This window comes from Mesobacillus sp. QJM3NY_10 (assembly GCF_056173465.1).
Genome location: NZ_CM149675.1, coordinates 4,262,121 through 4,278,941, shown reverse-complemented (window position 1 = coordinate 4,278,941; position 16,821 = coordinate 4,262,121). Strand labels below are relative to the sequence as shown.

Annotated in this window: 12 protein-coding genes; 10 read left to right on the top strand and 2 right to left on the bottom strand. The window is 43.9% G+C overall.

Going from position 1 to position 16,821, the window contains the following annotated elements:
• Positions 1–111: 111 nt before the first annotated feature.
• The 10 genes from AC0VX7_RS21590 to prfB all read left to right on the top strand — a co-directional run bounded on the left by AC0VX7_RS21590 (position 112) and on the right by prfB (position 12,424).
• The gene (locus tag AC0VX7_RS21590; RefSeq protein WP_475425847.1) at positions 112–3,561 is read left to right on the top strand and encodes an Ig-like domain-containing protein; all 3,450 of its coding nucleotides are present in this window, start codon (positions 112–114) and stop codon (positions 3,559–3,561) included.
• A gap of 19 nt (positions 3,562–3,580) precedes the next feature.
• On the top strand, positions 3,581–4,048 hold the full coding sequence (gene flaG, locus AC0VX7_RS21585) for a flagellar protein FlaG (protein ID WP_475425846.1): 468 nt from the start codon (positions 3,581–3,583) through the stop codon (positions 4,046–4,048).
• 13 nt (positions 4,049–4,061) lie between these two features.
• The gene (locus tag AC0VX7_RS21580; RefSeq protein ID WP_475425845.1) at positions 4,062–5,564 is read left to right on the top strand and encodes a flagellar hook-associated protein 2; all 1,503 of its coding nucleotides are present in this window, start codon (positions 4,062–4,064) and stop codon (positions 5,562–5,564) included.
• Between the two features lie 31 nt (positions 5,565–5,595).
• The gene (gene fliS / locus AC0VX7_RS21575; RefSeq protein ID WP_475425844.1) at positions 5,596–5,997 is read left to right on the top strand and encodes a flagellar export chaperone FliS; all 402 of its coding nucleotides are present in this window, start codon (positions 5,596–5,598) and stop codon (positions 5,995–5,997) included.
• On the top strand, positions 5,997–6,341 hold the full coding sequence (gene fliT / locus AC0VX7_RS21570) for a flagellar protein FliT (protein ID WP_475425843.1): 345 nt from the start codon (positions 5,997–5,999) through the stop codon (positions 6,339–6,341). The genes fliS and fliT overlap by 1 nt, the downstream gene beginning before the upstream one ends.
• Positions 6,342–6,350: 9 nt before the next feature.
• Positions 6,351–6,737 (top strand): DUF8042 domain-containing protein, encoded by a 387-nt coding sequence (locus tag AC0VX7_RS21565; RefSeq protein ID WP_475425842.1) that lies wholly within the window; start codon positions 6,351–6,353, stop codon positions 6,735–6,737.
• Between the two features lie 174 nt (positions 6,738–6,911).
• On the top strand, positions 6,912–7,457 hold the full coding sequence (hpf, locus tag AC0VX7_RS21560; protein WP_475425841.1) for a ribosome hibernation-promoting factor, HPF/YfiA family: 546 nt from the start codon (positions 6,912–6,914) through the stop codon (positions 7,455–7,457).
• Positions 7,458–7,574: 117 nt separating this feature from the next.
• Positions 7,575–8,417, top strand: coding sequence for a DUF1028 domain-containing protein (locus tag AC0VX7_RS21555; protein WP_475425840.1), 843 nt, complete (start codon positions 7,575–7,577; stop codon positions 8,415–8,417).
• A 216-nt stretch (positions 8,418–8,633) separates the two neighbouring features.
• A complete protein-coding gene (gene secA / locus AC0VX7_RS21550; RefSeq protein ID WP_475425839.1) occupies positions 8,634–11,147 on the top strand; it encodes a preprotein translocase subunit SecA in 2,514 nt (837 codons plus the stop codon).
• A 166-nt stretch (positions 11,148–11,313) separates the two neighbouring features.
• Positions 11,314–12,424 (top strand): peptide chain release factor 2 gene (gene prfB / locus AC0VX7_RS21545; RefSeq protein WP_475425838.1). Its coding sequence is split into 2 segments (ribosomal slippage): positions 11,314–11,385 and positions 11,387–12,424, totalling 1,110 coding nucleotides; the frame shifts between segments, so codons are not numbered across the junction.
• Between the two features lie 242 nt (positions 12,425–12,666).
• On the opposite strand, the gene AC0VX7_RS21540 is transcribed toward prfB, so the two are convergent.
• Positions 12,667–13,623 (bottom strand): nuclease-related domain-containing protein, encoded by a 957-nt coding sequence (locus AC0VX7_RS21540; RefSeq protein ID WP_475425837.1) that lies wholly within the window; start codon positions 13,621–13,623, stop codon positions 12,667–12,669.
• A gap of 340 nt (positions 13,624–13,963) precedes the next feature.
• On the bottom strand, positions 13,964–16,537 hold the full coding sequence (locus AC0VX7_RS21535) for a CoA-disulfide reductase (RefSeq protein ID WP_475425836.1): 2,574 nt from the start codon (positions 16,535–16,537) through the stop codon (positions 13,964–13,966).
• Positions 16,538–16,821: the final 284 nt, after the last annotated feature.

Here is a 16,821-nt window from a genome sequence, read left to right as displayed (position 1 = left end):
ATTGCCTTAACGGGCAAAGGTAGGTCTTTTTTAACGATTTTTATGGAAAATACTACTAAAATATAGGTAATTTGATATAATTATTTTATTGATATAAAGGGGGAAAACAGCATGAATGGCAAATTAAGAAAAAACTTATCGGTTTTGCTAAGCATTCTCTTATTGCTTTCGATCAGTATTACTAATATCCCAGCCAAGGCTCAAGCAGGGGTTCAGTCCTCAGGTGGACCGATTATCCTAATGGGGATTGATGCAGAAGATGGCGGTCCAGGCGGGCACGGACCTATCTCAGTCTATCAAAATATTATTAACTCTATTCTTGCGAAAGTAACCAATGGAGGATTTGGTATTCTCGTTTTTGGTGCGAATTCACAATATGTTACAGATTTTTGGAATGCAATAGGAAATGGAACTGGCCAAACAGTCCAATTTGTTGATGAAGCATCGATTGACACCCAAAGTTTCAACGGTTATGCAATGCTAGCGGTTTCCAGTGATGAGCACAATACCTATGGTGGACTTACACAGGCACAGCATAATAAGCTTGTCGTCCGTCAGAACGATATTGCCTCATTCATTAATAATGGCGGGGGATTGATTGGTTTTGCATCGGATTTTATTAATCCTTATGCCTATCTTGGTGCCGTAGGGAATATTTCAGCCAATATTAATCTGAGCTATTCGAATGTTACTCCTAATGCAGATGGGCAGGCTATCGGTATAACAGACGATTTGGATATATGCTGCTGGCATGATGAATATAATTCATATCCGGATTTTTTATCTGTTTTAGCTACATCTCCTTCAGGGAATCCTGCGGTTATAGGTGGATTGGATATAAGTGTACCCTCAAAATTAACGGCAACTCCTAGTACTGTTTCCATAGCTCAGGGACAAAGTCTCCCTCTTAAGATTACTTTGGATGATGGTATATCAATATCCGATGTATCAAGTTCTTCTTCAGGTACGATTTATAGCAGCAATTCAGATAATGTCCTGGTAAATCAGGACGGGGTTATTTCATTGCAACCCGTAGCACAGCCTGGTGACACAGCTCTTATAACAGTAACAAACCATACGTACACCACAACAGTTAACGTTAAAGTGGACAAGCCAGTCAATGCAGTTGAGCTATTACAGCTGAATGCAGGAATAGAAGTTCTGCTGGGGGCCGGTGAGAAACATCAATTGTCAGTGAGTGCTCTTTACTCTGATGGTACTAAAAAGGATGTTACTTATGCTTCAATGGGCACCACATATGAGAGCAGTGATCCTGAATCAGTTTTTGTAAGCCCTAATGGCATGATCTCGGTCAATGAAACAGCATTGCCAGGAGGAATTGTTCCTATTAATGTCAAGAACCAGGATAAATCAGCTGTTGTAAATGTTAAGATCAGCGAGCCTCCTGTATTACTTCTCGTCAATCCACAGACAATCCAGTTAAAAAGTGGAGAGTCACAGCAATTGACCATTTCAGCCGTATTTGCTGATGGATCAAAAAAAGACGTGACAAAGAGTGCTTCCTATATAAGTGGAAGCACAAGCCTGGCAATTGTAAGCAACAGCGGCCTCATTACAATCCCCAAGACGGCACGGGATGGCCAGGTATCAATCAATATCAAGTATGCAGGCATATCATCTGAAACTATTATTGATGTAACTTCAATCAGGGAATTTACCGGCATTCAAATTTTACCTGAACAAATAACATTAAAGCAGGGCAGCAGTCAGGCGCTAAAAGTCATTGCGAATTATTCTGATGGGACAACGGAAGATGTTACAAGTGCTATAGCCTATAAAAGCGGAAATGTCAATATAGCGGAGGTCGATCATCATGGAGTCGTTACAATCCCATCATCCTCTACAGGAGGAACAGTGACAATAACTGGAGTTTATAATGGCCAAACAGTTTCTTCTGTAGTAACCGTACCGGCCCTGCCAGTATTGAATACATTAAAAATGACCCCTGCCACAGTGACATTAAAAAGAAACGAGACTCAGCAATTCCATGTAATCGCTGAATACTCAGATGGTACAAGTGCTGATGTAACCTCACAAGTTGCGTACCAGAGCACCAATGAGAGCCTTGCCGCAGTAAGTGCTTCAGGTTTAGTAACGGTAGCCGGAGATGCCTCAGGCGGATCCTTATATATTAGAGGTTCGTTTGGAGGCAAAGGAACAGCTGCTACTGTAACAGTTCCAAATCCGCCAACAGTAAATGAACTGAACTTTGCTATTGATAAACTGACCTTACTTAAAGGTGAGAACGCACAGGTAACAGTTTTCGCTAAATATTCAGATGGTACAAGTGAAGATGTTACTGCCAAGGCAGGACTGACAAGCAGTCTTCCTGGACAAGCATATGTTGACCCTGCTACTGGACAGGTCACTGTCCTCGATACTGCAACTGGAGGGACGGTTTACATCCGCGGAAGCTATGGCGGAAAGGGAGGAGCAGCTTCTTTTACAATACCTGCTGCACCTACTGTATCGAGCCTGACCTTCTCACCTGCCACAAAAGTTGTGAAACCAGGGGACTCTGTGCAGATTAATGTCATGGCGAATTATACAGATGGAACGAGTATAGATGTTACCGATCAAGCATCTCTGACCAGTTCAAATGTTAATCTTGCTTTGGTCGATAAGGCGACAGGTTTGGTGAGCATACCACCGAATGCTCCGAATGGTATTGTTAATATCCAAGGATCGCTTGGAGGGAAAGGCGGTTCAACTTCACTGACAGTAAGCACGCCGTATATTGTTGGTGTATCCCTTAATCCCGATAAAGCAACATTAAAAGCAGGTGAAACTATCCAAATAGTGGTATCTGCAATCTATTCCGATGGTTCTGTACAGGATGTTACATCTCAAACTGCTTTTTCTACCAGCAACGCAAATCTTGCAACAGTGGATACAGAAGGATTAGTAACTGCTGTCTCTCCAACAACGGGCGGTTCCCTTTATATACGGGGTTCTTTTGGGGGAAAAGGAGCTGCTTCAACAATAACAATTGCACCACCAGCATCAATAACGAATTTAAAGTTTACTCCTCCAAGCGCAACTTTAAAGAATGGTGAAATGCTACAGTTGAATGTTGTCGCGGAATATTCCGATGGGACTTCAGAGGACGTTACATCAAGAGTCTCATTTACTAGCAGCAATCCTTCCCTTGCAACAGTGGACTCAGCCGGCCTAATAACAGTGCTGTCAACAGCAACACCTGGAACAGTCTATATACGCGGAAGCTTTAAAGGAAAAGGCAGCTCTGCAACAATCACAATACCTGCTAAACCAACAGTACAGAGCCTGACATTTAAACCTTCATCCATAACTCTGTTAAAGGGGAGTTCTTATCACGTACAGGTGATTGCCAATTATTCGGACGGCAGCAACCAGGATGTAACAGACTTTACTTTATTCGGTACAAGTAATGCTAATTTAGCAACCGTGGATGCTAATGGATTGATTAATATTTTACCTGTTTCTGCGGGGGGAACGGTTTATATTCGTGGATCCTATGGAGGTAAAGGCGGCGCAACAACAGTAACTGTTCCTAAGTAAATAATTAGAAGGAATCTTCTTGGAAGATTCCTTTTTTCATGACAAGATTTATAGAATTAAACAAAACAGTTTTCCTGACGATAATAGTATTAAAAGATTATTAATTCAGGGGGAGCAAATGATGATGGATGCGATATCATCAAACTTACATTCCTCACAGCCAAGAATCGCCCAAAATGGTGAAACCGACTTAGTAAAGGGAATAGAAAAAGAATATTTACCACAAGTGATAAAAGAAGGGAAGGCAGATACTTTTGTTTTTCCTAAAGAAAAGGTAGAAGAAATGGTTAAAAATCTCAATCTTTTTATCCAGGAATCACCTACCTCGCTTAAATTTGAATATCATGAAAAACTGAATGAATATTACGTTACGATTGTTGATGATGTTACACATGAAGTTGTAAGGGAGATACCGCAAAAAAAAATGCTGGATTTCTATGCAGCTATGACAGAGTTTCTTGGGATTTTAGTGGATAAAAAGATTTGAAGGTGATGACAATATGGCAAATTTAAGGATTGGCGGTTTAGCCAGCGGGATGGACATTGACCAGCTCGTAGGTGACTTGATGAAAGCAGAGCGTATACCGCTGGATAAGCTTGCGCAAAAGAAGCAGTATTTGGAATGGCAGCGTGATGATTACAGGGAGATGAATAAGTCGCTGCTGGAGATGGACAGGCTTATCTTTGATGGCATAATGAAACAAGGCTCTTACATAAAAAAATCTATTGCAATCTCAAATCCGGATGCAGTATCTATTAAAAATATTAATTCGACAACTGATTTTTCAGGGACGATTGAAGTGGGGAGCCTTGCCAAAGCTGGAAGTATGTATTCAACCGCTTCAGCAACTATAGTTCCGACTACCAAATTAAGTAGTTATGGAATTACTGCTCAGACCTTGGAAATTCAAGCTATTGACAAGGATGGTAATCCCGGTGCTATAAAGGAAGTCTCAATTGACCCAGCGGTCGATACGATGGATACAGTTGTAGCGAAGATAAACAGCCTAACAGATGTCTCCGCATATTTTGATAAAGATAAAGGAACCATGTCAATTATTGCAAAGAACACAGGCAATGTTGCTGGCGGCCCAGAGATATCCCTTTTAAGCGATGGAAACTTCTGGTCAGCGTTGAATATGGCTGCGGATAATGAAGCAGCCAAGACTGCAGGCTTTGGAGCATCAGGGTCTAACGCATCATTAACCTATAACGGTATGCCGATTGAAAGGTCAAGTAACACTTTTGTTATTAATGGAGCTGAAATTTCATTAAAAGACCTTACGTCGGGGCCGGTTACTTACTCGTCAGCAACCGATACAGAGGCTATTCTTGAAACAATCGTCGGTTTTGTTGAAAAATATAATTCTTTAATAGAAAAAGTGAAAGGTGAGCTAGGAGAAAAACGATATCGTGACTACCAGCCACTGACAAATGAGCAAAAAGAGGCAATGAACGAAAAGGATATCGAGCGCTGGGAGGAAAAGGCGAGGAGCGGAACCCTTAGAGGTGACTCGATTTTGTCAGGGACATTGAATAAAATGCGAATTGATCTTTACTCATCCGTTTCGGGGCTCACAGGAGCCAATCAGCTTTCTAGAATAGGAATCACCACTTCCAGCAATTACTTGGATGGCGGAAAGCTGGTCATCGATACAGATAAACTTAAAGCAGCTATTTCTGAAAATCCAACTGGGGTGTATGAGTTATTTTCAAAAGAAGGAACAGGAGATAGCCAAGGTCTGGCACGCAGGCTCAGGGAAACGATAAAAACAACGATGTTGAATATTGAAAAACGTGCAGGTAAGGTATCTAGTATTAATAACTCCTTTACACTAGGAAGAAACTTAGAAAGCTTAGATAATCAAATTGATCGCTTCCAGAATCGCTTAATTCAAGTAGAAGATCGCTACTGGCGCCAATTCACTGCAATGGAAAAAGCGATCCAGCGTTCAAACAGCCAGTCGATGTACTTAATGCAGCAATTCGGTGGCGGGATGTAACAATATTCCCTTTAAAAAAGGAGATTAAATAATGGCAGTAAATAATCCGTACCAGTCTTATCAGCAAAACTCGGTCAATACCGCTTCACCAGGCGAGTTGACATTGATGCTATATAACGGATGCTTAAAATTTATCAACCTAGCAAAAAACGCAATAAAACTAAATGATATTCAAACAAAAAACACGAATATCCAGAAGGCCCAGAAAATAGTTCATGAACTGATGGTTACTTTAAATATGGACCTTGAAGTCTCGGAGAATATGATGTCCTTATATGACTATATAAACCGCCGGCTAATAGAGGCAAATGTTAAAAATGACCCAATGATACTGGAGGAAGTGGAAGCACTAGTGACAGACTTCCGCGATACCTGGAAACAGGTCGTTCAATTGAATCGCCAGAAGCAGCATAACCAGGATGGAATGGCATAGTGAGTGCTGTTAAAAAATTTTACCTGTTAACAATTGAACTCATGCAGATTCTAGAAAAGCCTCTGGGGGAACGGGAAGAAAAAATTACGCATGCAGAGGAACTTTTAAATCAGCGAGAGAACCTTATCAAGGAAATCGTTCCTCCGTATACGTCTGAAGATATTGAACTTGGCAAGGAAATCGTAAAATTAAACACAAAGCTTGCAATATTGCTGAAAGATGAGAAAGCTTCAATTCAAAGGGACATGAAAGAACTGCAAATTAAGAAAGACACCAATACAAAATATGTCAACCCATACCAAAGCCTTGCAACGGACGGCATGTTTTACGATAAAAGAAAATAGGTGAATGGGTTGAATGCCACAAGCGAAGAACAATACATTTTGGTTAAGCAATATGTTGATTTGCTCGAAACAGTCGAAGAGGCACTTGAATATATTATGGAGAGCTTCAAAAACCTTTCGTATACTGAGGGGGACAGACTTTTGAACGATATATTCCATGCGTTTTTCCAAATCGTTCATACAAATTTTGTCTTAGCAGAAAATTTCAAGGAACGACCGGCAGTATTAAAAAGTCTAGCGCTTTTTGAAGTGGTGGTCGTTAAAGCGGAAATGCTTGATGGGAAATTTGCTGATCAAACGGCCAGCCAAAAAATCATTCTGGAACATTTATATCCTGCATACTTTGCGTGGAAGCTTTCTGTAGGGCAGGAGTTAAGACCATATATACAAGTATAACCGCCTTTAATCGGGCGGTTTTTTCTTATTAGGACAACCACTTGCAAATTTTTCACTATTCCGACAGTAAAAACAGACATAAAAATGTCAAATCTTCAGACTGTTTTTGCAGGAGTTCTTTGGGGTAAAATAGAATTAGTAATACATAGTCATATCCCAAAGGAGGAGTCCACTATGAACTACAACATTCGTGGAGAAAACATTGAGGTAACGCCAGCAATCAGAGAGTATGTTGAGAAGAAGGTTGCGAAGCTTGACCGGTATTTTACCGAGTCACCCAATGCCAATGTGAACGTCAACCTGAAAGTTTACCAGGATAAAAAATCAAAAGTTGAAATTACAATTCCGATGAAGGACCTTGTGCTTCGCGCTGAGGAGCTTCATGAAGATATGTATGCGGCAATCGATTTGATCACTGATAAATTGGAGCGTCAAATCCGCAAGCATAAGACAAAAGTCAACCGCAAATTCCGTGATAAGGAAAGCCTGAAGGATTTCGTTCCGATTTTCACAGAAGTTGAACAGGTTGAAGAAGATGAAGACCTTGAAGTTGTCCGTACAAAGAGCTTTGACCTGAAGCCGATGGACAGCGAGGAAGCGATCCTGCAGATGAACATGCTGGGCCACAGCTTCTACGTGTTCACAAATGCTGAAACAAATCAAACAAATGTTGTCTACAAGCGTAACGACGGCCGCTATGGTTTGATTGAAGCACAATAAAGTTTAATAATCTTAAACTCTACCCACAGTCAGAAATTGGCTGTGGGTTTTAATTTGTTCATAGGAAGGGAATTTTATACCGAGTGCCGAAATAATTTTTATAGGAGGCGATACATATTGACATTTTCAATCGTAGGTTATGATCCTCAGGAAAAAGAATGGGGAATTGCAGTTCAGTCGAAATTTCTTGGAGTTGGTGCGGTTGTTCCTTTTGCCAAGGCGGGAGTGGGGGCTGTTGCTACCCAATCATATGCGAATACGGCATATGGCCCGCAGGCGCTGGAGTTGATGGCTCAGGGGAAATCAGCTGAGGAAGCCATGGAATTAATCACGAAGGACGACCCTGATAAGGAAATGCGCCAGGTCGGCTTGATTGACGCCGAAGGAAACTCAGCAACATTTACCGGTACATACTGCTATGACTGGGCAGGAGGAGTGACTGGAAAGCATTTTGCGGCTCAGGGTAATATTTTAGTAGATGAGAATACTGTAAAAGCAATGGCTGAAACGTTTGAATTGACAGAAGGTTCGCTCGCTCACCGTTTGCTGCAGGCTCTAAACGCTGGTCAGAAAGCTGGAGGGGATAGCAGAGGTCAACAGTCGGCGGCACTCCTTGTCGTGAAGGATAAGGGCGGCTATGGTGGTTACAATGACCGTTATATCGATCTTCGTGTCGATGACCATCCGGAACCAATCACGGAACTCATCCGCATCTACGGCCTTCAGCAGCTTTATTTTGCAAAATCAAAGCCGGAGAATGTGGTCGCCATCGAAGGGGAGGTAAAGAACGCAGTCGTCGAGCACCTTAAGCGCCTGGATTACCTTAATGCCGATCCTTCTGACGGAGAAGAACTCCACAAAGCGCTCACTTCCTACATTCATACCGAAAACTTCGAGGAACGAGAGCAGGAGAAAGGAAAGATTGATTTAGAAGTTCTGGATTTTATGAAAAACCAATAAATCCTTCGTCCCTCTGTCAACCGGCAGGGGGACTTTTCGCATACCTCGATTGGTTGTCACCCCTTGCAGTAAATGGTAAGATAGTATTTAGCAATAAATCGAATTTTTCTAAAAGGGATTCGGAGCGTTTACAGCGAATCTTTTTTCTTTAGGACAATTTTTACGACAATCAACTTATAAATACAACGAGATTCAATAGATAAAAGGAGCGTCTGTATGGGGATTTTAACGAAAATTTTCGACCAGAATAAACGCGATATCAAAAGATTGACGAAAATGGCGGATCAAATCGATGCGCTTGCAGGCGATATGGAAAAGCTGTCAGACGATCAGCTTAGGGAAAAAACGGAGGAGTTCAAATCCCGTTACCAGAACGGCGCGTCTACTGATGACCTGCTGATGGAAGCGTTCGCGGTTGTCCGTGAAGGTGCGAAGCGTGTCCTTGGTTTGTATCCTTATAAAGTTCAGCTGATGGGTGGTATTTCTCTCCATGAAGGGAATATCTCTGAAATGAAGACTGGTGAAGGTAAAACCCTGACGGCTACAATGCCGGTTTACCTGAACGCTATCACTGGCCGTGGCGTACACGTTATTACGGTCAACGAATACCTGGCAAGCCGTGACGCCGTTGAAATGGGCAAGCTGTATGAATTCCTAGGCCTTTCTGTTGGCTTGAATCTGAACAGCATGACGAAGGAAGAAAAGCAAGAAGCATACCGTGCCGACATCACTTACGGTACGAACAACGAGTTCGGCTTTGACTATCTGCGCGACAACATGGTGCTTTACTCAGAACAGAAAGTTCAGCGTCCGCTGCATTTCTGTGTTATCGATGAAGTTGACTCCATCTTGATCGATGAAGCGCGTACACCGTTGATCATTTCCGGCTCTGCGCAAAAATCTGCCGCGCTTTACATGCAGGCAAACGCATTTGTTCGCACATTGAAGCGCGAAGAAGACTACACATATGATGAAAAAACGAAGGGTGTCCAGCTGACTGAGGATGGGATTACGAAGTCCGAAAAAGCATTTGGTATCGAGAACCTTTTTGACATCAAGCATGTGACATTGCTTCACCACATCAACCAGGCGATGAAAGCTCAGGCGAGCATGCACAAGGACGTGGATTACGTCGTCCAGGACGGCGAAATCGTCATCGTTGACCAGTTCACTGGCCGTCTGATGAAGGGCCGCCGTTACAGCGAAGGCTTGCACCAGGCAATCGAGGCAAAAGAAGGCCTTGAGATCCAGAATGAAAGCATGACGCTTGCGACAATCACATTCCAGAACTACTTCCGTATGTACGAAAAGCTTTCCGGTATGACCGGTACGGCGAAGACTGAGGAAGAGGAATTCCGCAATATTTACAATATGAACGTTGTCGTTATTCCGACGAATCGTCCGATTGCGCGTGATGACCGTGCGGATTTGATTTATGCAACAATGCAAGGGAAGTTCAAGGCAGTCGCTGATGATATCGCCGAACGCCATCAGGCTGGACAACCAGTTCTTGTTGGTACGGTTGCAATTGAAACGTCTGAAATCATTTCTGCCTTTTTATCGAAAAAAGGCATCAAGCATAATGTCCTAAATGCGAAAAACCATGAGCGTGAAGCGGAAATTATCGCTGAAGCTGGCTATAAGGGATCGGTTACGATCGCGACGAACATGGCGGGCCGTGGTACGGATATCAAGCTTGGCGAGGGCGTTAAAGAAGTTGGCGGTCTTGCGGTAATTGGTACAGAGCGTCACGAGAGCCGTCGTATCGATAACCAGCTCCGCGGACGTTCCGGACGTCAGGGAGACCCTGGTGTGACGCAGTTCTATCTCTCTATGGAAGACGAACTGATGCGCCGCTTCGGCTCCGATAATATGAAAACGATGATGGAGCGCCTTGGCATGGATGATACCCAGCCGATCCAGAGCAAGATGGTCTCAAGAGCCGTTGAATCTGCGCAAAAACGCGTTGAGGGCAACAACTTCGATGCCCGTAAGCAGTTGCTTCAGTACGATGATGTTCTTCGCCAGCAGCGCGAAATCATCTACAAGCAGCGTGACGAGGTTCTTGAGTCTGACAACCTCCGTGATATCGTTGAAAAAATGATCAGGTCTGCATTGCAGCGAAATGTCTCTGCCCATACGCCAGCAGGCGAGGATATGGAAAAATGGGATCTGAACAGTATCATCGACTACGTGAACGGCAACCTGCTTCACGAAGGCGACATCACTGCTGAAAACCTTCGCGGCAAAGAGCAGGATGAAATCATCGAAGCCATCATGGCGAAGGTGAAACAGCGCTATGATGAAAAAGAAGAAATGCTGACAGACGAGCAAATGCGTGAGTTTGAAAAAGTTATCGTGCTTCGTTCGGTTGACTCAAAGTGGATGGACCATATCGACCAGATGGACCAGCTTCGCCAGGGTATCCACTTGCGTGCATATGGGCAGATCGATCCACTGCGCGAGTACCAGCATGAAGGCTTCGCGATGTTTGAGAATATGATTCTTTCCATCGAAGACGATGTTGCGAAATATATCATGAAAGCTGAAATCCGCAGCAACCTTGAGCGGCAGGAAGTAGCGAAAGGCCACGCGGTGAATCCGAAAGAAGGCGAAGGCGGCAAAGTGAAGAAGAAGCCAGTCGTCAAAACGATGGATGTCGGCCGTAATGACCCATGCATCTGCGGCAGCGGCAAGAAATACAAGAACTGCTGCGGCAAGGCGGAATAAGAATTGCTTCAACGCACTACCGCACCGGGGGTCAGACCCCTGGTGCGGTGCAGCGTTAAAGTGAAATATTTTTTTACAATCAAGAGGGCCGGATCTTCGGCTCTCTTTTTCCTTGGAACATACAATACGGTATAATGGAAAGTAACTTAACTATGAGGTGAACGATATGGAATTAGCAGATATCAGGAATGAACTTGAGAAAACAGCTAAGAAATTAGCGGGCTTCAGGGGGTCTCTTTGACCTCGAAAATAAAGAAGCGCGGATCGCTGAGCTAGAGGATGGCATGCTTGCGCCGGATTTCTGGGATGACCAGCAGAAGGCACAGGTCGTCATCAACGAAGCGAATGCGCTTAAGGAACAGGTTAATGTTTTTAATGAGCTGAACGAGTCATACGAAAATCTCGATTTGACTTATGAGCTTGTAAAGGAAGAGGACGATGCGGACCTTCGGGAAGACTTGGAGAAGGAGCTTATCGAATTCAAAGAGCGCATGAGCGAGTTTGAACTTCAATTGTTGTTGAGTGAGGAGCATGATAAAAACAATGCGATTCTTGAGCTTCACCCGGGTGCTGGTGGAACGGAATCTCAGGACTGGGGTTCCATGCTATTGCGTATGTACACGCGCTGGGCTGAAAAGCGCGGGTTCAAGGTGGAGACGCTGGATTATCTGCCAGGGGACGAAGCGGGAATCAAGAGTGTAACGCTTGCGATTAAAGGGCACAATGCCTACGGTTATTTGAAAGCGGAAAAAGGGGTACACCGTCTGGTCCGTATTTCACCGTTTGACTCTTCAGGCCGCCGTCATACTTCATTCGTTTCCTGCGAAGTGATGCCGGAATTCAACAATGAAATCGAAATTGAAATCCGTACGGAAGACCTGAAAATCGATACGTACCGTGCAAGCGGCGCGGGCGGTCAGCACATCAACACAACTGACTCAGCCGTCCGAATTACGCACTTGCCAACTGGCGTCGTTGTATCATCCCAGGCAGAACGCTCACAGATCAAGAACCGTGAAACGTCGATGAAGATGCTGAAAGCCAAGCTGTACCAGCGCGAAATCGAACAGCAGCAAGCCGAGTTGGACGAAATCCGCGGTGAGCAAAAAGAAATCGGCTGGGGCAGCCAGATCCGATCTTACGTTTTCCACCCGTACTCCATGGTAAAAGACCACCGCACCAGCGCCGAATCCGGAAACGTGCAGGCAGTCATGGACGGGGATATTGATATGTTTATTGATGCTTATTTGAGGTCTAAGTTGAGTTTGGGAGAGTAAACTCAACTTCATATGAGTTTTGTGATCCCCCGCTGGGTTGGCGGGGGATTTTTAAGTACTTTTAGACGGAATCTCTCGGCAAACAGCCACAATCTCTCTGCATATGCTCATAATCTCTCTCCTGTATATGATAATCTCTCACCTATGAACCAAAATCTCTCTCCTATATTAAAGATTCTCTCATTTATCCAATTTAAGGGAAAACATAAAATCCCCTGCCAAATTAAAGGCAGGGGATTTCTTCATTTTGGATAATACACTCTGTCTTTCGTAGTTCCGGAAAATGGGAGATTCATTTTAAGAAGTATTCTAGTGGCAGTTTTATCTGAAGTAAGCCGTAATAGTAATCTAAGTTGCTTGTTTGTAATGGAGGGGTTGCCGATCAAAAAGTAGTCCGTTACTGCTTGTACATGTGCGTCATCTGACCTGGCACCACAACTTGTACAATGCCAGCTCCCTGAAATTCGCTCCATATAGAATTGGCTGCAAGATGGACATTGGACACCTTGGAGAAAATCGGAGGGGAGAAGTTTAAATTTACTTATATGGGATCCTTCGGGCTCATGACTTTTTATTAAAAGTTTAATCAGCTTTTTTATTTCTTTTTGCGAAAAGATTTCGCTCTTGTGCCTACTCTTGAACTCTTCCACTTTCATTACTACTGATCCGCCCTTACAAACTCTTTTAAAGATTTCTTCATTTTTAGTTGGATTTTTAAGAATAGAGCCTTGATTGCTGTATGTGACGAGGAATTCTATGGGAGGGATAGTGAAGTGATTAAGTTTTAGCCAATGCACAAGTTGGATTAATTGCCTTTTTACTTGCATGACTGGATCATCGTATATTTCCACTTTATCATTATGTGTTCGAATGACTTGGTTAAAATCGGGGTCGAATTCAATGGTGCCTGGCATATTTTTATTTTCGATTAAAAGGATGAAATATGTTGATAGAATGAGGAAATCGATTTGGAAGTGATTCTTGCCTAAGGGAATACGAAGATCTTGGAGAATATAGAAATCGGAATCATTCAGAAGGCTTAAGTAGTAGTCCATGTCCTGTTCACCTTTGAAACCTGCTCTTCGTATCAAGAGATCTTGTAGAATTTCGTTCCTTTTTGGGTTATTGAGCGAAATGCGCCGTAGTATAGCTTCATCAATCAAGATACGTAAAGGTATTGTTCTTTTTTTGACAATCAAAATATGATCACTCCTTATTATTTTGTTGGTTATATTCGACTCCTGTATATAAAAATCCTTCTTTATGAGAGGAGGAGGTGCAATTACGTGGTTCTGGAAAAAGAATCTCTCGCTAAATTAGGATAATCTCTCGATGAATAGCTAAAATCTCTTAACTTCATTAAATAATTTCTCGGGTAATTGTAATAATCTCTCGAATAAGAGACCTAATCTCTCATTTTACCTGGATAAGGAAAACCCAAGGGCCAATTACCTTTTTTTCAGCAACCCCACACGCCCAGCAACATGCTGTCTACATAAAAAAGCGGCCTCCCACGAGAAGGCCGCTCTCCAATCAATATTAGATAAACAAATTCAATCCAGAATCCTCAGCATCGCCGAGGTAGGCTGCTACGCCACCGATTTCGACTCCGTCGATGAGTTCTTCTTTTGCGATGCCCATGATGTCCATGCTCATGCCGCAGGCCACTAGCTTGACGCCGGCGTCCATGGCGTTTTTCATCAGAGTCTCAAGACTGTCGACGTTTTTGTTGGCCATGACTGTCTTGATCATCTTGGAGCCCATGCCGCCCATGTTCATTTTGGACAATGGCAGGTCGTTTGCACCCTTCGGCATCATCATGCTAAACATCTTCGCCATCATGTCTTTCTCGGTTGACGGTGCGTCGCTGCGCTTCAGGATGTTTAGTCCCCAGAAGGTGAAGAACAAGGTAACTTCTTTGCCCATCGCCGCCGCACCGGATGCGATGATGAAGGTTGCAATTGCCTTATCAAGGTCACCGCTGAACACGACCATCGTAGCACCATTTTTAGCAGGAGCAGCTGTTGGTACGCCAGTAGGAATCTCCGCAGGAGCTGCCATCGTATTCAAAGGCACCACTACGTTGCCTTTCATGATTTGAGCCTTGAACTTCTTATCTTCAAACTTGTTGCTGATCAGCTTGTTGCCAGTCTTCTCACACCATGCTTTGATGTCTTTTGCGAAGCCTGGGTCTGTTGCGTGTACTTCCATAACCTCGCCGTCCTGCATGTCGTCAATTGTTTTATACACCTTCATGATTGGACCTGGGCAAGACAGGCCGCAAGCGTCAAGGGTCGTTTTTACAATAGGTGGTGCAACTGGAGCAGTAGGTGCATGAGTAACAGGAGCAGCCTCGACAGCCAATCCAACGCTAGACTGGGCAGCACCAGCAGCGATTTCTTCCATCGCAGCATTATGCTGTGCAACGCCGTTGTCGCTGATCGGTGTACCACAGTTCTCGCTTGCATCTGGCTCATACACGCAAGAGTAAGTCTTGTAGCCGCCATCCAGGTTCTTCACCTTGAATCCAGCCTGCATCAGGATACGAGTAGCAAGGTAACCGCGAAGGCCGACTTGGCAGTAGACGTACACTTCTTTGGTAGGGATTTCGCCAAGACGTTCGCGAAGGTCTCCAAGCGGGATGTTTACAGAGCCTTCGATCATGCCCATGTCGCGCTCGATTGGCTCGCGGACGTCGATCAGGTAGCCTCCATCAGCAAGGATGTCGTTGATTTCATGCCATTGAACAGTTTCTACTAGACCTTCAGCAAGGTTTTTCGCTGCATAGCCAGCCATGTTGACCGGGTCTTTTGCAGAAGAGTATGGCGGTGCATATGCCAGTTCAAGATCTGGTAGGTCAAAAATTGTCATGCCGCCCTTGATAGCTGTTGCTAAAACGTCGATGCGTTTGTCTGCACCATCATAAGATACAGCCTGTGCACCGAAGATTTTTCCTGTCTCGCGGTCAAAGATCAGTTTTAGCGCGATTGGGAATGCGCCAGGATAGTAGCCAGCGTGAGAGCTTGGGTGTACGTGCACAACATCATAAGAGATGCCAAGACGCTTCAATGTCTTTTCGTTATTTCCTGTTGCCGCAACGGTCATGTCGAATACCTTAGCAATTGATGTGCCAAGCGTGCCCTGGTACTTGGAATTGATGCCGTTGATATGGTCAGCGACGATCCGTCCCTGGCGGTTAGCCGGCCATGCAAGCGGAATATGAGTAGCCTGTCCGTTGATGTAGTCTTTTACTTCAATCGCGTCACCGATGGCGTAGATGCTTTCGTCAGCCGTTTGCAGGCGTTCGTTGACACGGATTGCACCGCGAAGTCCAAGCTCAAGGCCAGATTCCTTAGCCAATTTATTTTCAGGAGCAACGCCAATCGCAAGGATGATCAAGTCAGTATCAATTTGCTTGCCGCTGTTCAGGTTGATCAGCTTACCGTTCTTCTCAAAAGATTTAACACCATCTTCAAGAACAAGATTCACGCCTTTTTCACGAAGATGCTGATGTAAAATAGAAGCCATTTCAAAGTCGATTGGCGCCATGATCTGATCAGCCATTTCGACGAGTGTTACTTCAACACTGCGTTCCCAAAGGTTTTCGGCCATTTCAACACCAATGAATCCACCACCGATGACTGTCGCCTTCTTCGGCTGCTGCTCATCAACATATGCTTTGATTTTATCAGTGTCAGGAATGTTGCGAAGCGTGAACAGTGCTTCAGCTTCATTAATGCCCGGGATAGGAGGCTTGATTGGGCTTGCTCCTGGTGATAATACTAGTACATCGTAGTTCTCTTCATAAGTTTCGCCAGTTTTCAGGTTCTTGATCTCAACCACTTTGCGCTCGCGATCGATGCGTGTTACTTCGCTCAGGTTGCGGATGTCCATGTTGAATTTCTTGGACATGCCTTCAACAGTCTGAACAAGCAATGCGTCGCGCTCCTGGATCGCACCGCCAATATAATAAGGAAGTCCGCAGTTTGCGAAGGAGATATATTCACCGCGTTCGATCATCACGATTTCTGTTTGTTCATCCAATCTTCTTAAACGCGCAGCCGTTGTAGCTCCGCCTGCAACTCCACCTACGATTACCACTTTTTTAGCCATATTCATTACCCTCTTTCTGAAAAATTTATATAGTATCGATTTGATTTTAGTTAATTACTAATTTACTTTTCCATTACAAGCCGTAATCTACAGTCTGGCCAGATGCTGGACTCGGATATTGTGTAATGGTGAGCATGCAAGGTATTAAAAAATGTATTTTTCTTTTCTACAGGAAAGACTAATCAATACGACCGCCTCCTTATACGTGAAATATATCACAAAGTACTACTAGGGGTAAGGGTATTTGATGAATCGTCAAAAAGTGTTCATAATTTCACAAACTT